Annotated in this window: 14 protein-coding genes and 2 pseudogenes; 8 read left to right on the top strand and 8 right to left on the bottom strand. The window is 70.7% G+C overall.

All coding sequences use genetic code 11. From position 1 onward, the window contains the following. Positions 1-291: 291 nt before the first annotated feature. The 3 genes and pseudogenes from ACWD5O_RS18650 to ssd all read right to left on the bottom strand — a co-directional run bounded on the left by ACWD5O_RS18650 (position 292) and on the right by ssd (position 2700). A complete protein-coding gene (locus ACWD5O_RS18650) occupies positions 292-573 on the bottom strand; it encodes a hypothetical protein (protein WP_354967352.1) in 282 nt (93 codons plus the stop codon). Between the two features lie 160 nt (positions 574-733). After that, positions 734-1600, bottom strand: a pseudogene (locus ACWD5O_RS18645) (TadA family conjugal transfer-associated ATPase); the annotation flags it as partial. After that, entirely contained in the window at positions 1597-2700 is a 1104-nt protein-coding gene (ssd, locus tag ACWD5O_RS18640) for a septum site-determining protein Ssd (RefSeq protein ID WP_387328532.1), read from the bottom strand. The gene ssd and the pseudogene ACWD5O_RS18645, both read right to left, overlap by 4 nt. A 352-nt stretch (positions 2701-3052) precedes the next feature. Here ssd and ACWD5O_RS18635 point away from each other — a divergent pair, with 352 nt between their 5' ends. Together ACWD5O_RS18635 and ACWD5O_RS18630 are read left to right on the top strand one after the other, a co-directional pair. Then, positions 3053-3727, top strand: a complete 675-nt coding sequence (locus ACWD5O_RS18635; RefSeq protein ID WP_354967351.1) for a TMEM175 family protein — start codon at positions 3053-3055, stop codon at positions 3725-3727. Positions 3728-4486: 759 nt separating this feature from the next. After that, a complete protein-coding gene (locus ACWD5O_RS18630) occupies positions 4487-5290 on the top strand; it encodes an HAD family hydrolase (RefSeq protein ID WP_210911022.1) in 804 nt (267 codons plus the stop codon). A gap of 172 nt (positions 5291-5462) precedes the next feature. Here ACWD5O_RS18630 and ACWD5O_RS18625 read toward each other — a convergent pair whose 3' ends face one another. Continuing rightward, positions 5463-6209: an oxidoreductase gene (locus ACWD5O_RS18625; protein ID WP_450086014.1), complete on the bottom strand. Its 747-nt coding sequence runs from the start codon at positions 6207-6209 to the stop codon at positions 5463-5465. A 224-nt stretch (positions 6210-6433) separates the two neighbouring features. Between ACWD5O_RS18625 and acs the strand changes: the two genes are divergently transcribed. The 5 genes from acs (at position 6434) to ACWD5O_RS18600 (ending at position 17997) form a co-directional block, all read left to right on the top strand. Then, positions 6434-8398 carry an acetate--CoA ligase gene (gene acs / locus ACWD5O_RS18620; RefSeq protein ID WP_354967349.1) on the top strand — a complete coding sequence of 655 codons (1965 nt, stop codon included), beginning with the start codon at positions 6434-6436 and terminating at the stop codon, positions 8396-8398. Between the two features lie 268 nt (positions 8399-8666). Further along, positions 8667-11465 (top strand): immune inhibitor A domain-containing protein, encoded by a 2799-nt coding sequence (locus ACWD5O_RS18615; protein WP_450086013.1) that lies wholly within the window; start codon positions 8667-8669, stop codon positions 11463-11465. Positions 11466-11837: 372 nt separating this feature from the next. Then, a complete protein-coding gene (locus tag ACWD5O_RS18610; RefSeq protein WP_450086012.1) occupies positions 11838-14144 on the top strand; it encodes an immune inhibitor A domain-containing protein in 2307 nt (768 codons plus the stop codon). Positions 14145-14468: 324 nt separating this feature from the next. After that, positions 14469-16862, top strand: coding sequence for an immune inhibitor A domain-containing protein (locus tag ACWD5O_RS18605; protein WP_354967369.1), 2394 nt, complete (start codon positions 14469-14471; stop codon positions 16860-16862). 202 nt (positions 16863-17064) lie between these two features. After that, positions 17065-17997: an alpha/beta fold hydrolase gene (locus tag ACWD5O_RS18600; protein WP_354967346.1), complete on the top strand. Its 933-nt coding sequence runs from the start codon at positions 17065-17067 to the stop codon at positions 17995-17997. 4 nt (positions 17998-18001) lie between these two features. On the opposite strand, the gene ACWD5O_RS18595 is transcribed toward ACWD5O_RS18600, so the two are convergent. Further along, complete coding sequence (locus tag ACWD5O_RS18595; protein ID WP_354967345.1) at positions 18002-18367, bottom strand: hypothetical protein; 366 nt, start codon at positions 18365-18367, stop codon at positions 18002-18004. Further along, entirely contained in the window at positions 18364-21309 is a 2946-nt protein-coding gene (locus ACWD5O_RS18590) for an SseB family protein (RefSeq protein ID WP_354967344.1), read from the bottom strand. The genes ACWD5O_RS18595 and ACWD5O_RS18590 overlap by 4 nt, the downstream gene beginning before the upstream one ends. A 165-nt stretch (positions 21310-21474) precedes the next feature. Here ACWD5O_RS18590 and mycP point away from each other — a divergent pair. Next, positions 21475-22676: pseudogene (gene mycP, locus ACWD5O_RS18585) on the top strand (type VII secretion-associated serine protease mycosin). A gap of 112 nt (positions 22677-22788) precedes the next feature. Here mycP and ACWD5O_RS18580 read toward each other — a convergent pair. Together ACWD5O_RS18580 and ACWD5O_RS18575 are read right to left on the bottom strand one after the other, a co-directional pair. Beyond that, positions 22789-23082 carry a WXG100 family type VII secretion target gene (locus tag ACWD5O_RS18580; RefSeq protein WP_450086011.1) on the bottom strand — a complete coding sequence of 98 codons (294 nt, stop codon included), beginning with the start codon at positions 23080-23082 and terminating at the stop codon, positions 22789-22791. Between the two features lie 23 nt (positions 23083-23105). Then, positions 23106-23426, bottom strand: coding sequence for a WXG100 family type VII secretion target (locus tag ACWD5O_RS18575; protein WP_354967342.1), 321 nt, complete (start codon positions 23424-23426; stop codon positions 23106-23108). Positions 23427-23519: the final 93 nt, after the last annotated feature.

Genomic DNA, 23519 nt, shown 5'->3' with positions numbered 1-23519 from the left:
CCATCCGTCGACGCCGCCACCAAGCCCGCGCCAAGGCCAGCCACTACACCCGACAAGCCCTCATCGAGCCATGATCACGATCCCCGGCTGGAGTACTAGGGGCCGGCGTGGTGGCCGGTGCCGCAGGCGCCGCGTCGGTCTTTGTCGTGACAGGTGCCCTGTTGTGGACGTCAGCAGGCATCACCTGACGCGCCATACGCGAAGGCGCAGAGTAGGAGGGCGGGGGAAGAGCTGGGCCCGGCAGGCCTATCTACGGATAGCCTCAGCCATTCACAGGCGGGCGGGTGCCGCCTAGGGCTGGGCGGGCCGGTGTTCGACCAGCCAGGCGGCGAACTGCTGGGGGGTACGAACGCCGTGGTCCAGGACGGCGGCGTAGATCACCAGGCCACCGATCTGGTCTGGGTAGCCCGGTAGCCGGTGCCACACGTCTTTGATCGGCAGGACCGCGTCCCACTGCTCGTCGGTGATGGACTCCCGCAGCGCCTCGTGCCGGGCGGTGGCGTGCGGATCGCGCAGCCACACGGACAGATCGATGCGCCAGGTGCCCGGCTGCCTCTGCAGGGTGATGGGCACGTGGTACCGCTCGTCACGGATTGCGCCGGTGCGGCAGCGCGGGCCGCGTTCGTCCCGGGCGCTTGGCCAAGGCAGGAGAGCCGGCTGAAATATCGGGACGTCGCTGAAATTTGTACGGAAAAGAATCTTGGCGTACTGAAATCTCCGGTGAGAACCGACACCCGTCATGGCCGGTGTTCAACGCAGCCAGCAGGTCGACCACCTCACCGCCCCGGCACTCCCCGACCACCAGCCGGTCCGGGCGCATCCGCAACGCCTGCCGGACCAGGTCGGCGAGGCTGACCACACCCGTTCCCTCGACGTTGGCGGTTCGCGCCTGGAGCCCCACCACGTGCGGATGCCCCGGGTGCAGTTCGGCGGCGTCCTCCACCAGCACGATCCGCTCGGTGGCCGGCACCATTCCCAGCAGCGTGTTGAGCAGGGTCGTCTTGCCCGACCCCGTACCGCCGGTGACCAGGTACGCCAGCCGGGCCGCGACGACGGCGGCGAGCAGCGGTGCCACCGGTCGCGGCACCGTCCCCTGGCGCACCAACTCATCGAGGGTGAACGGGCGGTGCCGGAAGGTCCGCAGGGACAGGTAGGGGCCCTCGGTCGCCACCGGCGGCAGCACGGCGTGCAGCCGGGTGCCGTCGGGCAGCCGCGCGTCCGCGTACGGGGAGCCGTCGTCGAGCCGCCGCCCGGCGCTGCCGATCAGTCGCTGCGCCAACCGCCGGACGTCCTCCACCGAGCCAACCGGCACGGCGACCTGGTGCAGCCCCGACCCACGGTCGACCCATACCCGAGTCCCGTTGACGAGGACGTCGGTCACCTCCGGGTCGGCCAACAGCGACGCCAGTGGCCCGGCGCCGACGAGGTCGTCGTCGACCCGGTCGGCGATCCGCAGGACGGCGGTGTCACCGAGCACCGCGGTGGTGGGCTCGGCCCGCACCGCGGAGACGATCGCCGCCGGGGTGACCGGGGTGGTGTCGGCGGCGATCCGTTGCCGCACCCGGGCGGCGAGTGTGTGCTCCTCCGGCCGGCCGGTCATGCCGCACCCGTAGCGGGCACGCCGGTGAGGTCGGAGACGATCCGCTGGCAGAGCGTGGCCAGCGGTCCCTTGCCGGCGGCGGCCGGCGCCTCGCCCCGTTCAAGACCGCGGCAGAGCCCCGGCTCGGGGCGCAGCGTGCCGGCGAGGGGAAGCCCGAGCGCCCGTGCCACCTCGGTCGCCCGCAGGTGGCCCGGTGCGGGGCCGCGTACCACCACCGAGAGCGCGGCGCAGTGCGGGGCGGCGGCGGCCACCACTCGCGCGGCGGCCGCCGTGGCACGCAACTCGGCCGGGACGACGACGAACGCCTGATCGGCCGCCTGCAAGGCGATCATGGCGGCGTCGTCCAACTGCCGAGGGAGGTCGACGACCACGAAGTCCCGGCCGCGCCGGGCAGCGTCGACGGTGGCGGCCATCGCCGCCGCGGGCAGGGCCAGCAGGTCGCCGCGGTCCCAGGAGAGCACCACCAGGTCGCCCCGGCTGGGCAGAGCCCGGACCAGCGCGGGGGCGTCGACCCGCCCGTCCGCGCCGGTGAGCGACGGCCAGCGCAGCCCGTCCAGCTGCTCCCAGCCCAGCACGAGGTCGAGACCGCCGCCGAGCGGGTCGGCGTCGACGAGCAGGGTACGCAGCCGCGCCCGGGCGGCGGTCACGGCGAGCCCGCCGGCCAGCACGCTCGCCCCGGCGCCGCCCCGGCCACCGAGCAGCGCGACGATCCGGGCGCCGGAACCGTCCGGCCGGTCCGGGCCCTGCTCGGCGAACCGATCGACCAGCCACGGCTCCGCGGCGGGCAGCATGGCGACGTGCTCGGCCCCGATCAGCTCGGCGATCTGCCAGCCGGGGTCGAGCTGGCCGGCCCGACCGACCAGCACCAGCCGGGGCCGCTGCGGCAATCGGGCACGCAGACACGACTGCGCCTGATCGGCACCGAGCAGCACCAGCGGCGCGGGAAGCCAACGGGTGCGGGCGGCGGCCGGGTCGGCGGCGAGCTCGACCTCGGTGCCGCCGGCGGCGGCGAGCCGGAGCAGGTCGTCGAGCAAGTCGCCGTCCTCCGTGACGACCAGCGGTAGCCGGCGGATCGGCGGAACGGAGGTACGGGGTGGCATCGCGGCCTCCAGCGGTCGGGCTCGGTTGTGCCGCCGACCCTGCTCGGAATCCGCCCCGCAGACCGCCCCGGCGACGCTGTCTGTGGACAACGCCGCGGGCTGTGGACAACGCCCGGCGTGACAGTTGATCTGCTATGTGCGTGGCCTGTCCGACCGACGCTCCGCCTCGATGGAACGCGCAGCGGGGCCGCACACATAGGAGCGGCCCCGCTGCCCTCGGTCAGCCGAGTCGGTCGGAACTGGTACGCGACCGGCACGAGCACCGACCCCGGGCGGCCGGCGGGGCGGGATGGTGGGTGACACGCCCGCCCGCCTGCACGTATAGGCAGGTCCTGTATCTCAGGCTTGGGCGGTGGCAGAACCTGTTCGCGAACCAGCAAGGTCGATGGCCTTCGGGATGGAGCGCCAACCCGCGCGGCTCGTCGCCTTCAGCGATGCCGTCTTCGCGATCTCCATCACCCTGCTCGTACTGGAGATCCATCCACCGCAGGACACCCGGCACCTGACCCACGGTCTCGCTGCGTTGTGGCCGTCCTACCTGGCCTACGCCCTCACCTTCCTTCTCATCGGGCAGGTGTGGGCCAACCACCACGTCATGTTCGACCACCTGCGCGCCGCCGACCGGGTGGTCCTGCTGCTCAACACTCTTCTGCTGATGACCATCGCGTTCCTGCCATTCGCCGCGTCCGTGCTGGCCGCCGCGTTCCGCGACGGACATGGGCAGCGGACCGCCGTGGTCTTCTACGGCATCTCGCTCGGAGTGGCAGCCACTCTGTTCAACGCGATCTGGGCGTACGCGCGCCGTGATCGTCGGCTGCTGGGAACCGTTGATCCCGCCGGCGCGAGAGCCATCAGCAGGCGGTTCCGGATCGCACCGTTCTGGATCGCCGCCGGAGTTGTGCTGGGTGCCCTGGTCCCCGTCCTCGGCGTGGCCGTGATCACCGCGTTGATCCCCTTCTACTGGTTGCCGATCGCGGGCGAGATCGCCCGGCCGAAGCGGCGGCGCGGCGGCGGAGGTCGGGAGTGACCCCTCCCGGGAGGGCGTTTTGGAGGACCGAGGCGACCTGTGACCTGGTGTGGCGCGCTCGCAGCGATCGCATCCCAGTCACACATCAAATGTCGGATCACACGCCGGCAGGCCGGTGTCCGGTCTCGGGACCTGCGTGACAGATCGGTATCAGGACTTGCGTGACACTCCGCCAATGTTGGCCACAGCGCGCGGTGAAGCTCCGTGACCGCCAGGAACATCGACGGACCGGACTCACTGACTCGGCTCACGCTCCGGGCACGACGCTCAATCGTTATACGCACACACCACGGACGACTACGCCGCACGTGTCCTGGAGGCGTTCGACCGCTCTGCCGCCTCCCTGCTGCCTCCGGTCGGGGAAACGCCGTCCCTGGACGACCTGGACGGGCAGGAGGACGACCTGTGACCTGCTACGGAGCGCTCCCAGGACAAAGGGACGACCCCCGTCGGGGGGAGACGGGGGTCGTCGAAGGTTCGGCTCCGGGGGGTCGAGCCGAACCACTCAGCGGTCACGGGGGGTGCAACCGCCGAGGGTCTGTCTGTTTTCCGAGATATGAAAGCTCGTCGTGCGGACAAGTCTGCCTGAGCGGGCCCGTCACGTCGAGTGGTGTCCACTCCACTCACTGCGAAAATCTCCTTGCGGAGTGTGAGCGTGATCACGCTGAGCGGAGGTGGTGGCGCCGGCCCGCAGGTCCGAGGGGTGGCCTGACCCCGGGCACCCGCCGACCATAGACCATCCGGCTAGACTTTCGCGCCGTGGGCCGAAGTGCCGCTTTCTTCGATCTGGACAAGACCGTCATCGCCAAGTCGAGCGCCCTGGCGTTCGGTCGGCCGTTCTACCGGGACGGGCTGATCACCCGGCGTGACGTGGTCAAGTCGGCGTACGCGCAGCTGATGTTCCGGCTGGGCGGCACCGACGAGCAGACCATGGCCCGAACACGGGACTACCTGGCTGCGCTCTGCAAGGGCTGGCCGGTGGAGCAGGTCCGCCAGATCGTCGCGGAGACGCTCCACGAGCTGATCAACCCCTACGTGTACGCCGAGGCCGCCGCGCTGATCGTGGAGCACCAGGCGGCCGGCCGGGACGTGGTGCTGGTCTCCGCCTCTGGCGAGGAGATGGTCCGGCCGATCGGTGAACTGCTCGGGGTGACCGATGTGATCGCCACCCGGATGACGGTGCGGGACGGCCGGTACAGCGGCGAGGTCGAGTTCTACGCGGCCGGCCCGAGCAAGGTCGAGGCGGTCAGCGAGCTGGCCACCGCCCGGGGCTACGACCTGGCCGACTCGTACGCCTACTCCGACTCGTACAGCGACCGACCGCTGCTGGAGTGCGTCGGCCACCCGAGTGTGGTCAACCCGGACCGGCAGCTGCGCAAGCTGGCCTCGGAGAACGCCTGGCCGGTGCTGGAGTTCCGCCACCCGATCCCGCTGGGCCGTCGATTGCGGGAGCGTCCCGCCGTCCCGGTGGCCGCTGCGGCACTGGGGGTCGGCGTGGGTGTGGCCATCGGCATCGCCTGGTACGGCCGGCACCGTCGCACCCGCTCCGCCGCCACCGCCTGACCTCCACACCCACCCTCCCGCGCAACACCTGGTGCCCGCTATCCGGACAGTGCCTGTTGCGTGGGTGTAAGCAGAGCAAAGGGCTCATGGACCTGTGGTGGGCGTATTGGCGCTCTTCGCGTTTCTTGTGAGCCACCACAACTCCATGATCGACAGGAGCGGGAGCGCGGGGTCAGGTGGCGGCGAGGATTTCGTCGCCGATGGCGGTGAGCTGGTCGGCGCCGACCTCTACGGCCGCCATGTAGTGGCGTAGCCAGGAGCGCAGACCGTCCGGGGTGCCGGTGGCGAAGGCGCCGGCCGAGCCGACGTACTCGGGTTCCCGCTCGCGGTGGCCGACGTCGACGGCGAGCAGGCCGCGCGGGTCGAAGCCGCTGGCGAGCAGCACCAGCCGCGCGGCGCCGCGGGCCACCACGCCGGACGGGCCGGCGAACGGGCGCAGGTTCAGCAGTTCCCCGTGCACCACGGCGGCGAGCACCAGCGGGGAGACCTTCGTGCCACCGGCGACCAGCCCGGCGAGACCGTCCAGCCTGGCGGCGACCACCGGGTCGGCGACCGGTCGGCCCAGCTCGTCCTCCGGCACCATGTCCCGGGCGGCGAGTACGTGCAGCTTCGCGAGGGCCTGCCGGGGCGCCTTCGGCCAGAGCTCGCTCAGCCCGGGCAGGGCACCGGCTACCCGCAGCGCCCCCTGGAGCACCGGGTCGGTGACGGTGCCGGCGCGAACCGCCTCGCGCTCGTGTGCGTACCCCTCGAGGGCGGCGCTGGCCACCGCGGACCGGAGGCTGACCTCGGCCGCGACCTGGCCGCCGTGCCGGCGCAGCGCGCGGTGCCCGAGCGCCTCGTCGAACCGCTCGCGGGCCTGCTCGACGGCGGCGGCGATGTCGGCGAGCGCGAGCAGCGGGGCGAGCGGGTCCGTGGTCACCCCGCCACGCTAGCGACCCGGCCCGGCCTCCGGGGCCGCACCCGCCCGCAACGCGACCCGGGCCACCGCCCGCCGCAGCGCGCCCGACGCGGGCACGACTGCGCGGGCCGTCGGGCGCGCGGCGGAGGCCGCTCGGCGCGAGGGAAGCGGGCAGCGGTCGCCTGCCGGAAGCCCCACGACTACCCTAGCGAGACGCAGGTCACCCGAGGACGAGGAGTCACGGCATGAGCGAGGCATTGGCCAATCTGCTGAACGAGACGCGCCAGTTCCCCCCGCCGGCCGAGCTTGCCGCCAACGCCAACGTCACCGCCGACGCGTACACCGAGGCCGCCGCCGACCCGCTCGCCTTCTGGGCGAAGCAGGCGGACCGGCTGGCCTGGTCGAAGAAGTGGGACGAGGTGCTCGACTGGTCGAACCCGCCGTTCGCCAAGTGGTTCGTCGGTGGGCAGCTCAACGTGGCGTACAACTGCCTGGACCGGCACGTCGAGGCGGGCCGGGGCGACAAGGTCGCCATCCACTGGGAGGGCGAGCCGGGCGACACCCGCACCATCACCTACGCCGACCTGCACGAGCTGACCTGCCGGGCGGCGAACGCACTGACCGAGCTGGGGGTCACCGCCGGCGACCGGGTGGCGATCTACCTGCCGATGATCCCGGAGGCGGCGGTCGCGATGCTGGCCTGCGCCCGGATCGGCGCCGCGCACAGCGTCGTCTTCGGCGGCTTCTCCGCCGACTCGCTGAGCAACCGCATCCAGGACGCGAGCGCCAAAGTGGTGATCACCGCGGACGGTGGTTACCGGCGGGGCAAGCCGTCGGCGCTGAAGCCGACCGTGGACGAGGCGGTGGCGAACTGCCCATCCGTGGAGCACGTGCTGGTGGTCCGCCGCACCGGCGGGGAGGTGGCCTGGTCGTCGAAGGACCTCTGGTGGCACGAGACGGTGGAGACCGCGTCGGCCGAGCACACCGCGCAGCCGTTCGACGCCGAGCACCCGCTGTTCATCCTCTACACCAGCGGCACCACGGCGCGGCCGAAGGGCATCCTGCACACCACCGGTGGCTACCTGACGCAGACGTCGTACACCACGCACGCGGTCTTCGACCTGAAGCCGGAGACGGACGTCTACTGGTGCACCGCCGACATCGGCTGGGTGACCGGTCACTCCTACATCGTCTACGGGCCGCTCTCCAACGGCGCCACCCAGGTGATGTACGAGGGCACTCCGGACACCCCGAACAAGGGCCGGTTCTGGGAGATCGTCGACAGGTACGGGGTGACCATCCTCTACACCGCTCCCACCCTGATCCGGACGATGATGAAGTGGGGCGACGAGATCCCGGCCGGCTTCGACCTGTCCTCGCTGCGGCTGCTCGGCAGCGTCGGTGAGCCGATCAACCCGGAGGCGTGGATCTGGTACCGGCAGAACATCGGCCGGGGCGAGCTGCCTGTCGTGGACACCTGGTGGCAGACCGAGACGGGCGCCATCATGATCTCGCCGCTACCCGGGGTGACCGCGGCCAAGCCGGGCTCGGCGATGACCCCGCTGCCGGGCATCGCGGCCGACGTGGTGGACGACCAGGGCCAGTCGGTGCCGAACGGCGGTGGCGGGTATCTGGTGCTGCGTGAGCCGTGGCCGTCGATGCTGCGCACCATCTGGGGTGACGACAACCGGTTCCTGGAGACCTACTGGAGCCGGTTCGAGGGCATGTACTTCGCTGGTGACGGGGCGAAGAAGGACGACGACGGGAACATCTGGCTGCTGGGTCGGGTGGACGACGTGATGCTGGTGTCCGGGCACAACATCTCCACCACCGAGGTCGAGTCGGCGCTGGTGTCGCACCCGTCGGTGGCCGAGGCGGCCGTGGTGGGCGCGACCGACCCGACCACCGGGCAGGCGATCGTCGCCTTCGCGATTCCGCGCGGCAGCACCGACATCGCCGGTGCGGCGGGTGAGCAGCTGATCGCCGATCTGCGCAACCACGTGTCGAAGACGCTCGGCCCGATCGCCAAGCCGCGGCAGATCATGCTGGTGCCGGAGCTGCCGAAGACCCGCTCGGGCAAGATCATGCGCCGGTTGCTGCGCGACGTGGCGGAGAACCGGTCGCTCGGTGACGTGACGACGTTGCAGGACTCGTCCGTGATGGAGCTGATCTCCTCGGGGATGAGCGGCGCGAAGGCCGACGAGGACTGACGGCAGGCGTACATATCGGAGGGTGGCGGTCCGTGCGGACCGCCACCCTCCGTCATTTCTTACGGGTACGACCCACACCGCCTCAGCACTGTCACATCGGTCAGTCGGAGGAGTCCGGAGAAGCTGAACGGACATACGCGGCGGGCCGCCTCTGTGCTTTGGGCCGGTTGTGATTTAGGTTCACGCAGGTTGGGAGAGTTCGACAGACATCAGATCGATGGTCGGCTACCTCAACGTCCTCCTCCCCGTGCCCGAGAAATGGAGCGGCATGAACCACAAACCGCAGTCCGGGGCGCGACGACGACTACTCGTCGCGCTGCCCGCTATCGCCCTCGCGGCCACGTCACTGACCGTGACCGGCAGCGCGGCAGCCCAGACGTCGTCCGCCGCCACCCCCCGGGCGGTGATCGGGGCCGACGAGCACTACATCAACTACGCCGAGCCCGAGGTGCAGCCGGACACTTCCGGCCGCGAGGTCAAGGGCAAGGGTGGCGTCTACACCCCCGCCGTCGACGATGCGCGTGCATTCGACAAGAAGCACGCTCGGGGCAACCCGGTGACCGCCCGGCAGCTGGCCAAGATCGAAGCGAAGTCGATCAAGACCGGCAAGAGCCCCCGGAAGATCAAGCAGTCGCCGACCACCCAGACGGCGAAGCTGCTGACGCTGCTGGTGGAGTTCAACGACCAGGCGAACGACGACTTCACCGGGGTGATGGTCCCGAAGACGGTGTTCGAGGACCGGACCTGCGTCCCCGGCACGGTGCAGAACGGCCCGAAGCACAACAACATCCCGAACCCGGCGACCCTGCCGCACGAGGACAACAACTCGATGTGGGTGCCGGACTTCTCGCCGGCCCACTTCGACAAGATGCTCTACAGCAAGACGGGCATCACCGAGCGGGTGCGCAAGGACCTGAAGGGGCCGGACGGCAAGCGGGGCATCGACCTGTCCGGTCGCACCATGCACAACATGTACCTGGAAATGTCCAAGAACGCGTACACGGTTGCCGGGCAGGCCAGCCCGTGGGTCACTGTGCCGCACTCGGAGGGATGGTACGCCGCCAACCGCTGCTTCCAGGACGAGAACGGCAACTGGGTACCGGGCCGTGAGCAGTCGATGAACGGCCACCCGGAGAACCCGGCCGGCGCCGGTCGTCTGGCGACCGACGCGATCGACGCGCTCGCCGCGACGGACCCGAACTTCCCCTGGGCCGACTACGACATCGAGGACCAGGCCGACCGGGACGGGGACGGCAACGTCTTCGAGCCGGACGGCGTGATCGACCACCTGGTGCTGGTGCACGCCGGGCAGGGCAAGTCCCGCGGTGGCGGCGCAGAGGGTGTCTACGCCGTCTGGGCGCACTCCTCCACGGTCGCCGGTGGCTACACCATCCCGGGCACGAACATCAAGGTGTCGAACTACATCGTGCAGCCGGAGGACGCCGGTGTCGGCGTCTTCGCGCACGAGTTCGGCCACGACCTGGGCCTGCCGGACCTCTATGACACCTCCGGCAACGCCGACTCCGACGTGGACTTCTGGGACCTGATGGCCTCGGGCTCGCACTCCGGGGAGATCTTCCAGGCGCTGCCGACCCACATGGGCATCTGGGACAAGTGGGTGCTCGGCTGGGCCGATCCGCTGACCATCCGCCCCGGGTCTAACCCGCGCGAGGTGAAGCTCGGACAGAGCTCGCGTACGCCGATCGACTCCGAGGACGGCATCAAGGTCGACCTGCCGGACAAGGTGACGACGCTGGCCACGCCGCACAGCGGCACGAAGATGTGGCACAGCAACAATGACCAGGAGTGGGCCGACGTCAAGCTAAGCCGTTCGGTCGACGTGCCGGCGGCTGCGGACGCCAAGTTCTGGATGTGGAACAACTACATCATCGAGCAGGACTGGGACTACGGCTTCGTCGAACTCTCGACCGACGGCGGTACGACCTGGACTGAGCAGAAGGTGTACGACGAGGGCGGCACGGTGGTCACCACGCCGGACGGCTACCCGGACCCGAACGGCCGGATGAACGACTTCGGCGGCAAGAAGTACGGCCTGACCGGCAGCACCAACGGCTGGCGTCATGACTACGTCGACCTGTCGGCGCACGCCGGGGCGACCGTGCAGCTGCGGTTGCGCCAGGCGACCGACGAGGCGTTCCAGGAGCGCAACTGGTTCGTCGACGACTTCTCGGTCACCGGCGGCGGTGCCACCACCTGGAGTGACGACGTCGAGGGCGGCGCCAACGGCTGGACGGCCACCGGCGGCACCTTCGTCGACACCACCGGCGCCGGCTGGAAGGTCTCCAGCGGCACCGAGATCCACGCCCAGTTCTACCTGGCAGAGTGGCGCAACTTCGACGGCTTCGACAAGGGCCTGAAGTACGCCTACGACACGATCTACTCGCACGACGCGTGGAAGGTCGACCGCATCTCGTACAACGCCCCGGGCATGCTGGTCTGGTACCGCGACACCGCGCTCGGCGACGTCAACCACGTCACCGGGCAGATGACCGCGCTGCCCAGCTACGGCGCGAAGGGTGGTTTGCTCATCGTCGACTCGCACTTCGACCCGTACCGGCGTAAGGGCGAGGCGGCCGTGAAGGACCCGTCGGTGACGGACAACCTGCCCAGCCGTCCGCAGTCGGCGAACGCGGCGTTCACGCTGCAGAAGACGTACCCCTTCACGGAGTGCCTGGAGGCGGCGGACGAGCCGTACAGCGCCTACTGCACGAAGTTCAAGTCCCAGCCGGGCGTGAAGGCGTTCACCGACGCCAAGGGCTGGTACCCGGGCATCGAGATGCGGGACGGGGCGGCGTACGCCCGGGACAACGACGCCTCGGTGGTGCTGCCGTCGCGGAACAACGCGCCGTACACCACCCGGGTGACCCACCCGGACGGCAGCCCGGCGCCGGAGTTCTACGGCGTGACCCTGGGCAGCGGCGCGATCGTGCTGGGCACCGGTAACCCCGGCGACCAGGGCGTCAACTACGGCGTCTCGCTCACCATCAAGAAGGCGGCACGGGACAACTCGTCCGCCACGGTGTACGTCACCCCGGCAAGGAACTGACCGCAACAGGTCTGTCGTCCGACGGATCAACGGGCGGCCCGCTCGGAGCACCACGCTCCGGGCGGGCCGTTCCGCATTCGGTCCCACCGCACGGCGTGACGTTCTCGTCGGCTCGGGCGCTGGAGATCGGGAACCTCATAATCCCGTGCAGAATTGATGATCTTGATAGAACCGTGATGTAAATAGTTGCCTGAGGCCACGACTATCTGGTCATGATTTGTCGCCCCAGAACCCTCCAAAACCACCTTCGGCCCGCTTGATCGACTCGTGACAACCGGCCGGACTCTCTGTAAAGGTGTGTGGCGCACATCATGACAGTGATTGCTTCGACGTTCACTGTCATGTAACACAGGTCCACAAAGGAGGAGACCTTTGAGGAGACGAGTCACAGCCGGTCTGGCCACCGCCACGGCCGCGCTGCTGGCGGCGGGAGTCGTGGCGACGCCGGCCTCCGGCGCCCCGGCGGCGAACCCGACCCCCTCATCCGACAATTCGGAGCACGGCCGGGACAACCTCCCCGACCCGAAGGCGGATCAGCAGCGGGAGATCCGCAAGCAGGCCATCGCCGACCTGCTCTCCGGCAAGGCCAAGCTGGAAACCCGCAACGGCTCGAAGGTCATCAAGATCAAGGACCGGTTCGTCGAGTACCAGCAGCCGCCGAAGGTCGACCCGATCTTCACCATGCTGGTGAACTTCGGCGACAAGACCGACCCGCGCACCGGCGGGGCAGCCGGCCCGGTGGTCGGCCAAATCCAGGAGCCGGACCGGAACTGGGACGGCGGTACCACCGACGACAACAGCACCTCGTGGTCGTCGAACTACGACCGCCAGCACTACCTGGACATGTTCTACGGTAGTAGCGGCGAGTCGATGCGGGACTTCTACCTGAAGCAGTCCGGCGGCCGCTACACCGTCGGCGGCGACGTCAGCGACTGGGTCACCGTGCCGTTCAACGAGGCGCGGTACGGCTCCAACGCCATCCCCGAGAGCGACGGCTCGTGGAACTTCGTCAAGGACAGCGCCACGTCCTGGTACGACGCCCAGGTCAAGGCCGGCAAGACCCCGGCCCAGATCAAGGAGTACCTCTCCCAGTTCGACATCTGGGACAGGTACGACTTCGACGGCGACGGCGACTTCAACGAGCCCGACGGCTACATCGACCACTTCCAGGCGGTGCACGCCGGTGAGGGCGAGGAGGCCGGCGGTGGCGCCGAGGGCGAGGACGCCATCTGGTCGCACCGCTGGGGTGCCTTCACCGACCTCATGGGCAAGGCCGGGCCGGCCGGCAACCTGGCTGGTGGCGTGCAGATCGGCGACACCGGCCTCTGGATCCGCGACTACACCACGGAGCCGGAGAACGGCGGCCTGGGCGTGTTCGCCCACGAGTACGGCCACGACCTCGGCCTGCCGGACCTGTACGACACGGCCGGCGGCGACAACGGCGTGGGGTTCTGGAGCCTGATGTCCTCCGGTTCGTGGCTGAGCCACGGCAAGGACGACATCGGGACGACCCCGGGCTACATGGACCCGTGGTCGAAGCTCTTCCTCGGCTGGCTGAACCACTCCACGGTGGAGTACGGCAAGGGCACCTCCCAGGTGACGCTCGGGCCGGCCGGTGACAGCGATGGGCCGAAGGCCCAGGCGGTCGTCGTCAACCTGCCGCCGCAGGAGCAGACCAGCACCTACAACACGCCGTTCGGTGGGTCGAACGAGTGGTGGGGCGGCAGCGCGGACAACCTGAACAACAGCCTGACCCGCCAACTCGACCTGACCGGCGCCAGCTCGGCCTCGATCAACGCCAAGGCCTGGTACGACACCGAGGAAGACTACGACTTCTTCTACGCCGAGGTGTCGACCGACAACGGCGCCACCTGGGCGTCGCTGAGCAGCCCGCTCAATGACGTCGGGGAGACCGGTCTCGACGGGTCGTCCGGCGGCAAGTGGGTGGACCTGGACTACGACCTCGCGGCGTACGCCGGAAAGGCCATCCAGTTGCGCTACCGCTACCAGAGCGACGGCGGCAAGCACCTGGCCGGCGTGTTCCTGGACAACATTTCGCTGGTCAAGAACGGCACGGCGGCGTGGACCGACGACGCCGAGACGCTGGCCGCCGAGTGGACCGCCCGGGGCTTCACCCGGATGGGCGGCTCGGTGACCGACTCGTACCCCCGCTTCTACATCGCGGAGAACCGGACCTACTTCGGGTACGACGACGCCCTGCGGACCGGTGGGTACAACTACGGCTTCACCAACACCCGGCCGAACTGGGTGGAGCGGTACGCGAACCAGCCCGGCATGCTGGTCTGGTACGTGAACTACGCGTACGGCGACAACAACACCTCGGAGCACCCGGGGTACGGCCTGGACCTGCCGGTCGACGTCCGCCCGGGCGCGATCACGGTCAAGGGCCAGGGCACCATCACCAACCGCCGTAACGGCTTCGACGCGACGTTCAGCCGGTACGACAAGCCCGCCCAGACCTTCCACCTCAACGGAGTGCCGGTCACCCTGCCGAAGCTGAAGGCCAACCCGGTCTTCGACGACAGCGCGGTGAACCGCTACTGGACGGCGGGCAACGAGCAGAACTCGGTGAAGGTGGCCGGCAGCGGCACTCAGATCGAGATCGTCAAGCAGGGTAAGAAGCCGACCGATGAGATGGTCGTGCGGATCAGAAACTGATCTTCAGGTGGGTGGGTGGGGCCGGTGGCGGAGACGCCGCCGGCCCCACTGTCGTATGCCCGATCGCATTGATCGAAATACGTCACTAAAAGCGCCTTCGGCCGATCCATGCTGGTCAGCGTCGCTGATGAAGCGCAGGGGTGTGACGGTGAAAAGCATTCCCAACAAAATCTTGCAATAAATCGACGCGCGCGTCTTCCCACCCGTCCCGGCAGTGTCTATGTTCACCATTGGTCCCACTAGTGGGATCGATCTATCACCGGCCCGTACCCCTGTTTGGGCCGGGTTCCCTCACACCGGAGGTACCACGTGCGCAAAGTCGCAGTGGGTCTGCTCGGGCTCTCACTGACGGCGACAGGCCTGGCGTTCGGACCGTCCGCCAGTGCCGCGCCGCAGCCGAAGTTGCCGACGGCCGCTCCGTCGGTCGCCGAGCCCGCCTATGCGGACCACGACCTGCCGAACCCGTTGGAGGACAAGCGGCGCGCGCTGCGCCAGGAGGGCCTCAGCGAGGTCCTGTCCGGCAAGTCCAAGGCGGAGAAGGTCAACGGCAGCACGGTCGTCAAGGTAGGCAAGACCCAGGCCGACGGGGTCACCGCCCGCGCGGCCAAGGCGGGTGCGGCCAAGACGAAGGATCAGTACGTCGAGCTCTCCCGGGAGCGGACCGACAAGATCTTCGTGATCCTCGCCGAGTTCGGCAACGAGCGGCACCCGAGTTACCCGGATCAGGACACTGACCCGAACACCGCTGGTCCGACCCGCTTCGATGGGCCGCTCCACAACGAGATCCCGGCTCCCAACCGGGCGGTGGACAACTCCACCGTCTGGCAGCCGGACTTCAACGCGGACCACTACCGGCAGGTGTACTTCGGCACCAACCCAGGTGACGAGTCGCTGAAGCAGTACTACGAGGCCCAGTCCTCGGGTCGCTACAGCGTCGACGGTGAGGTCACCGACTGGGTCAAGGTCCGGTACAACGAGGCCCGCTACGGTCGTTCCGGCGGCTACCCGTGCGCCTCGAACGTCTGCACCAACACCTGGGCCCTGGTCCGGGACGCCGCCAACCAGTGGGTCGCCGACCAGAAGGCCTCGGGTCGCACCGACGCCCAGATCGCCGCCGACGTCAAGTCGATGGACGAGTGGGACCGGTACGACTTCGACTCCGACGGCAACTTCAACGAGTCGGACGGCTACATCGACCACTTCCAGATCGTCCACTCCGGCGGTGACGAGGCCGACGGTGACCCGCACCAGGGTGAGGACGCCGTCTGGAGCCACCGCTGGTACGCCTTCGCCTCCGACCAGGGCAACACCGGTCCGGTCAACTTCCCGGCCGGCGGCACCCAGATCGGCAACACCGGCGTCTGGATCGGCGACTACACGATCCAGCCGGAGAACGGCGGCCGTAGCGTCTTCTACCACGAGTTCGGCCACGACCTCGGTCTGCCGGACGACTACAACGTCGTCAGTGGTGGGGACAACAACAACGAGCACTGGACCCTGATGGCCCAGAGCCGGCTCGGTGCCAAGAACGACGACGGCATCGGCGAGCGCGGCGGCGACCTCGGTGCGTGGAACAAGCTCCAGCTCGGCTGGCTCGACCACGAGACGGTCGTCGCGGGGCAGAAGCGCACGCTGACGCTCGGCCCGCAGGAGTACAACTCGCCGGAGGCTCAGGGCGTCGTGGTCGTCCTGCCGGATCGTGAGTACACCTTCGAGAACGGCGCGCCGTTCGAGGGGACCCAGCAGTTCTTCTCCGGCAACGAGGATGACCTCAACAGCTCGATGACCCGGACGCTGGACTTCACCGGGAAGTCGTCGGCCTCGCTGTCCATGAAGGGCCGCTACAGCATCGAGGCCGGGTTCGACTACATGTTCTTCGAGGCATCCCTCGACGGGGGCCAGACCTGGACGACGCTGCCCGGCACCGCCAACGGCCAGCCGCTGCAGGAGATCTCCGCCGGGCGGTACGCGCTGGACGGCAGCAGCAACGGCCAGTGGGTCGACATCAACATCCCGATGAACGTGGCGGCGGGCAAGGTCGCGCAGTTCCGGCTGCGCTACCAGACCGACGGCGGTGTGTCCGAGGGTGGCTTCTACGGTGACGCCATCACCGTGACCGCTGACGGCCAGACCGTGCTCTCCGACGGCGCCGAGACCGGCGCGGCCGGCTGGGCCCTCGCCGGTGGCTTCGAGGTCGTCGCGGCCACCTACACCCGCGAGTTCGACAACTACTACATCGCGGGCACCCGGTCGTACACCTCGTACGACAAGTACCTGAAGACCGGCCCGTACTTCTTCGGCTACGCGAACACCCGGCCCGACTGGGTGGACCACTACGCGTACCAGGAGGGTCTGCTGATCTCCTACTGGAACCTGCGGTTCGCGGACAACGACACGTTCGCGCACCCGGGTGAGGGTCGGAACATGATCATCGACGCGCACCCGCGGCCGATCTACAACCTGACCGGGGCCGCGTGGCGGGCCCGCGTCCAGGTCTACGACGCGCCGTTCAGCCTGAAGAAGGCGGACTCGTTCACGCTGCACCTGAACAGCCAGGCGCAGTACATCCGCGGTCAGGCCGCGGAGCCGCAGTTCGACGACACCCAGAAGTACTGGTACGCGGAGCTGCCGAACCACGGCGTCAAGCTCCCCGCCACCGGAACCAAGATCAAGGTTCTGGAGCAGGACGGCACCTCGATGAAGATCCGGATCAGCTGACACTGATCCCGCACCAACCAGCGACGCCCGGGCAGGTCACCTGCCCGGGCGTCGCCCTTTGGGTGACCTGCCGCACGCGCCAGCATCATCACTCGTTGACCCGCCCCCGGCCACTCGTGTCGGTAGGGGACAACCCGGGCTTCCCCCTGTTCAAGGCGACCACCAGGGCCGTCGAAGGCGACCGAGTCCTAGGCTGTCTGCCATGACCGACCAGCGCGGCGGAGCCGTCGACGAGTCCTGTGTCCTCACCGAGGGGCCGTGGACGCACCGCTTCGTCGGCGCCAACGGCACCCGTTTCCACGTGGTCGAGGCCGGGACCGGGCCAATGGTGCTGTTCCTGCACGGCTTTCCGGAGCACTGGTGGGCGTGGCACCAGATGCTGCCGGCGGTCGCCGACGCCGGCTTCCGCGCGGTCGCGGTGGACCTGCGCGGCTACGGCGCCAGCGACAAGCCACCCCGGGGGTACGACGGCTACACCCTCGCCGCCGACATGGCCGGGCTGATCCGCGCGCTCGGCGAGCGGTCGGCGACCCTGGTCGGCAGCGGCGTCGGCGGCATGGTCGCCTGGACGGTGGCCTCATTCCACCCGTCGTTGGTTCGCCGGCTGGTGGTACTAGGCGCACCACACCCGCTGCGGCTGCGCGCCGCCATCTTCGCCGACCCGCGCGGCCAGTTCGCCGCCTCCACCCCGGCGCTGAAGTTCCAACTCCCCCGCTACGAGCACGTGCTGACCCGGGACGGCGCGGCCGCCGTGGAGGAGATCCTGCACCGGTGGGGCGGACCACGTTGGGTGGCCGGGCCGGACTTCGAGGCGTACGCCGAGAGGTGCCGGGAGGCGATGCGCATCCCGCAGGCCGCGTTCTGCGCACTGGAGGGATACCGCTGGGCGTTCCGCTCGCTGCTGCGCCTGCACGGCTACCGGTTCGTCCGCCTCATGCAGAAGCCGCTGGTCACTCCGACGCTCCAGCTGCACGGCGCGTTGGATGTCGCCGCCCTGCCACGTACCGCCCTGGGCTCCGGTCGGTACGTCGTGGCGCCGTACGAGTGGCGACTGCTCGACGGGGTCGGGCACTTCCCGCACCTGGAGGCACCGGAGCTGGTGCTCGGCGAGATCCTGCGTTGGGCCAAGTCCTGACCGGTCAGACCCTCTGCTCCCGCAGGTCGGTGACCTCGGCGGCCGGCGCCCAGCCCTGGTAGACGCCGAAGTCGAACACCTCCAGCCGCATCGCCTCGGCCACCGGCCAGCGGCCACCGGTGTATTCCACACGCAGCCAGGCGTCGTGTTCGCCGAGCACGATGAACGGCTGCCCCTGCCAGGTGCAGGTGGTCCGCACGTACGCCAGGTCGTCTATCTCGCTCGCCGGCAGCACCCGCACGTACCGGCCGGCGCGGACCTCCTCGAAGCCCTCACCCGGCTCCGGCTGGTAGAGCCGGATGTCATCGCCGTCCGGGCTGGCCTGGTATTCCCGGCCCTGCCAACGGGCCACGTAGCCGTCCCGCATCATGCCTCACCGACCCGTCGCCACAGCACCGCGTCCGTGTCGAGCACCGCGACCACCCGTTCGGTGCCGTCCGCGCCGACCCGCCAGAGTTGAGCGCCGTACGGCAGCCGAGCGCTGTCCACCTTGAACTCGGCCACCACGTCGCTGCTCTCGCCCGGCGCGAAGCCGTTGCCTCGGAACGGCGAACGCTCGATGACCCAGCCCTCCATCGCCCGCATCGCCGGCTCGTTCTGACCCCCGTAGGGAATCCGGTAGAGGCTCGGCCGGTGTGCCGGCCAGCGCAGCACGTAGATCTCCTCGGCGTCCCGCGCGAACGGCGAACCCGGGTAGCTGAGGCCCAGCGCGTCGTACAACTGGGCCGGCGTGGTCAGGTGCGCCAGCTCCCCGGCCCGGTGCACGAAGCCGGAGACCCGGTCGTACCCCCGATCCAGGTAGTACGCGAGCTGGCTCGGCGCGATCGCCTTCTGCATCACGGTCGGCCGGGCGGGGTCGACCGCCGCCGGGGCGTACCGGGGGCGGGCTGCGGGCTCCGCCTCGACCGGCTGCTCCTCCGGGTCCACCTCCAGGTCGTCGCCGAGCCCCACCTCCGCGGCCCAGTTCGCCAGCGCGACGATCTGCTCGCCGGGCAGCTTCGCACCGACCGGGGTGCCGGGGTTGACGGCGAACGACCAGTCCTCGTCCGGCCAGCGCCGGATCAGCTGGGCGAACTTCACCCGGACGATGTCGACATCACCGTCAACGTGGTCGGCGAGACGCTCCGGGGACGTGTAGACCACGACGTACGTCTCGCCGTCCAACTGCCCGGTACGCCAGACGAAACCCGGGTCGCCCGGACGGCTGCCGCGCACCGAGTCCGGTGCCGCCGGCAGGAGCACGCGGGCCAGCAGCAGGGTGGACAGGAAGGTATCCGTGCTGCCGGCGCCGGCAGCGCCGAGCAGGTCCTCCTCCACCGTGTTGGCGGGCAGGAACTCGACCGGGGCCGAGGCCTCCGCCGGCGCGGGCTGCCCGTCGCCGACCGGGACCGGGCGGTGCCCGATGTCGTCGGCGTCGGGCCGCGCCGACTCCGGACCGCTCTCCACGTGAGGTCGCGGCGGTTGGCTGCCGAGGTCCGGGCCGACCTGCTCGCCGCCGACGTCGCGGCCGGCCCGATCCGTGCCGTTCACGCCGACGGGTGTTCCGCCGAGGTCGGCGGGATCCACCCCGCCCGGACGGACACCGACCGGGTCGTCGACGCGCACACCACCCAGCGCCGCGTCCGCCGGACCACCCTCACCCGGACCACCCACGCCCGAACCGGCCTCCGCCGGGTCGAACGGACGCGGACCGGAGGGCACCGGGCCGTACGGACGCGGGCCGAACGGGGGCGGGCTGGAAGGCGGTGGGCCGAACGACGGCGACGCCGCGGAGTCCGGGCCGGAAGGGGACGAGCCGAACGACGACGGGGCGGCGGACTTCGGGCTTGGCCGCGCGGTCGCGTCGGCCACGCTGCTCGCCTCGACCGGTTCGGTGAGGTCGCGGGACTCGATGATGGTGCCCTCGATGACGATGGGCGTGAAGCCGCGGCGCGGCGCGGGCGGGCCGGAGACCGGTTCCGCGATGGACGGAGGCAGCTCCTCCACCGGCTCGAACCGGCCCGGGTCGCCGGGCCGGCCGCGCGGGATCGCCTGCGTCTCGTCGGCCGAGGGAGCGGGCCGGGTCAGCGGCGGCTCGCCGGTGGCCCGACCGGGCGACCGGAAGGCGCGGGTCGGCTCCTCGGCGAGCGGGGCCGGCCGGTGGGGCGGCAGGGGCTGGGTGGGCTCGTCGTCCGGCGCCGGTGCGCGTACTCCTCTGGAGACGCCCGGGTCACCGGCTGGCGGCCGCAGCGGCCGGGTGGCGTCCGGATCCGGCATCGGAAAGGCCACGGTCGCGCCATCGCCGGCCGGTGCGTCGGCGGGACGGCGACGCGGAAAGGGCTGGCTGCCCCGCCCGAACCGGGACGGCGGCACCGCGCGGTCGCCGGGTCGGCCCCCACCCGAGGTCGGACCGGCCGCCCGATCCCGGCCGGACGCAGGTTCGAAGAAGGAACGCCCGCCGCTCTGGGCGCTGCCGTTGCCGACGGCCGGGCCGTCGACGTCGGCGCCCGGCCGACTCGGAGGCGGCCAGGCCGGGCCGGGAGCCGGCTGGTCAGCCGGGACGACACCGGGGTGGTCGGCGGGCTTCAACGGCGCGAACCGGGACGCGGCGGGCCGGCTCGTGGGTATGGATTCGGCGCCCGGACCGCCGGGTCGGGGCGGGCCGGTCGGGTACCGCTGACCGGCGGCGGGCATGTCCTCTCCGCGCCGCGACAGCTCACCCGGGCCCGGCGTTCGGGACGACGTGCCGGGGGCCGCCGGAGCGCCCATTCGGGGCACCGCGCCACGCGTCGGCGCGGGCCGCCCGGGCGGGGTCGCCACCGGGTCGGGCCCGGGCGACGTGGATCCCGGGGCGGTCGGAACGTCGCGACCGGTCACACCCGTCCTGGACCGGGCCAGGGTCTCCGCGCGCTCCAGCCGGGCGCGGGCACCCATGGCGCGGCCGGGCAGCCGGACGTCACCCCGGGAGAGCTGGGCGACGAACCAGGCCGGCAGGTATCCCTCGACGGGCAGCCCTGGGTTGACCGCGAGCCACCACTCGTGGTTGGGCCAGCCGACCGCGAGTTCCGTGAAGGGGATGCGCCGGTTGCTGCCGGGGTGCTCGCCGAGGCAGGTCCGCAGCGCGGCGGCGGAGGTGAACGCCAGCACGTGGGTCCGGCCACCGGTGGTCCAGGTGCCCCAGCCGGGGGGTGCCTGACCGGGCGGTGCTGGCGCGGAGACCGGCAACAGCAGATCGGTGCGGGACAGGAGCCGGAAGTACAGCTCCTGGTCGTTGGCGCGCAGCGCGTCCCGCATCGCCACCTCGGCCTCCGTGGCCGGCTCCCATTCGGTCACGGCCACCTCTCCTTCCGAGAACAGGCCACAGGTATCGCGTACAACCTACAAGGTGGTATCAAGATCACAATGGCTGGCCGTCGGCGGTCTGCCGGGACGCCCGTGAGGCGATAACATCCCGTCCCGGAGCCGACACCATACGGAGGCCGTCGATGTCCCGGTCGATTGCGCGTCCTGGCAGGGTTGGCGGCCACCCTGCTGACCGGCGCGGCCGCCCCGGCCGTCGCCGCCGGTGCCGCACTTCGAGCGGCTCCGGCCTGCGCCACCCCACTCGCCCCCGTACGGCCGGTCACGGCCCTGCCCTGGCCGCAGCAGCGGTACGACCCCGCACGGCTCGCGCCGCTGGCCACCGGCGCCGGGGTGACGGTGGCGGTGGTCGACTCCGGGGTCGACCGGGCGCACCCCCACCTGGTCGGGCGGGTGCTGGCCGGCACCGACCTCCTCGATTCCGGCGGAGACGGCCGCAGGGACTGCGCCGGTCACGGCACCGGCGTGGCGAGCATCATCGCCGCGGCACCACACGACCCGGCGTCGCCTTCCACGGCCTGGCGCCGGGCGCCCGGATTCTGCCGGTGCGGGTGAGTGAGCAGCAGGTGGTGCAGGGGCGCGAGTCGGGGCGTACGGTCAGCGCCCGCGAGTTCGCCCGGGCCATCCGCTGGGCCGTGGACCATGACGCCGACGTGGTGAACCTCTCCGTGGTGCTGTACGTCGACGACCCGGAGGTCCGCTCCGCCGTGCGGTACGCGGTCGACCGGGACGTGGTGCTGGTGGCCGCCGCCGGCAACCTGCACGACAGCGGGAACCCGCGTCCGTTCCCCGCCGCGTACGACGGGGTGCTCGGTGTGGGTGCGATCGGGGCGGACGGCGGGCGGGCAGGCTTCTCGCAGACCGGCCCCTATGTCGATTTGGTGGCACCGGGCAGCGAGGTGCTGACCGCCGCGCCCGGCCAGGGCCACCACCGGGTCGAGGGCACCAGCTACGCGACGCCGTTCGTGGCCGCCACCGCGGCGCTGCTGCGCCAGTACCGACCCGAACTGACCGCCGCCCAGGTGGCGGAGCGGATCGTCGCCACCACCGATCCGGCACCCGGGGCGGGCGGCGGGTACGGCGCCGGTGTGCTGAACCCGTACCGGGCGGTCACCGAGACCGGTGGCGGGCGACCGGCCGGCCCTCGGACGGTCGCCGCGCTCGCCGACGACCGGGCCGATCCGGCGCTGGTCGCGCGCCAGGCTCGTCGGGCGACGGCCCGGGACCGGGCCCTGCTGGTCGGCGCGGTGATCGGCACGACGGCGGTCACGGTGGTGCTGCTCGCCCTGACGCTGCCCCGGGGTGCCCGCCGACGCTGGCGGCCCGCCGACCCGGCCTGACCCTCGCACCCGACCGCCCCGCTCCCCGATCAGGCGCGGCCGGAGCGCCGACCCACACACGGTCAGCGCTCGCGGCCCGCCTCGACCAACCTCCCTGGACAGCACATCTAGGTCACTGGAACAGCCCGGTGTTCGTCTTCTCGGTGTCCAGATAGTCGGCGGCCGAGTCGTTCACCGCCAGCCTGATGTCGCGCAGCATCGCCTGAAGGTCGTGCGAGGCGGACCGCCACCGCGCCTGGCGCTGCTCATACGCCTGCCGGGCCTCGCCGGCCCAGCTCGCCACCAGCGGCGCGGCGTCCCGTTCGAGCTGGCCGAGCTGCGAGTCGAGCGTGTTCAGCGCCTTCTGGATGTCCACGCCTGCCTGCTGAAGCGCGGCGAAGTTGACGACCAGCACACCGTGGTCCATCGGATCTCCCTCCCGAGCGGGGGTCAGAGCGGCAGCTGGATGCCGCCGCGGTTGGTGCCGGCCACCCGGCTGGCCGCCTCGTCGTCCGAGACGTCGTACTTCCGGCCGGCGGTGCGGATCGCTCCGGCGGTTTCGCGCAGCGCCCGGTGCAGCGCGGCCTGGTCCTGTGACCACTGCTGCTTGACCTGCTCGAACGACCGCCCGCCGGCGCCGCGCCAAGCCTGCTGCAACACCTCCAGCTCGGCCAGCAGGCCGGTCAGCATGGACTGCAACGACTGATCCACCTGCTCGAACTTCGCGGCGGTCTGCTGCATCACCGCGGATTCTGCCTGAGTCTGGGACACCCGGACGTCACCTCGTTTCCTCGGTCGTGACTGGCCGTCGACGCGCCCACCCTGGGGGTGCGCCGCTCGCGTGGCCCGGTCGTTGAGCACGGT

The organism is Micromonospora sp. NPDC005161, assembly GCF_053599855.1.
The sequence above is the reverse complement of the archived record's forward strand: the minus strand, read 5'-3'. Positions and strand labels throughout refer to the sequence as shown.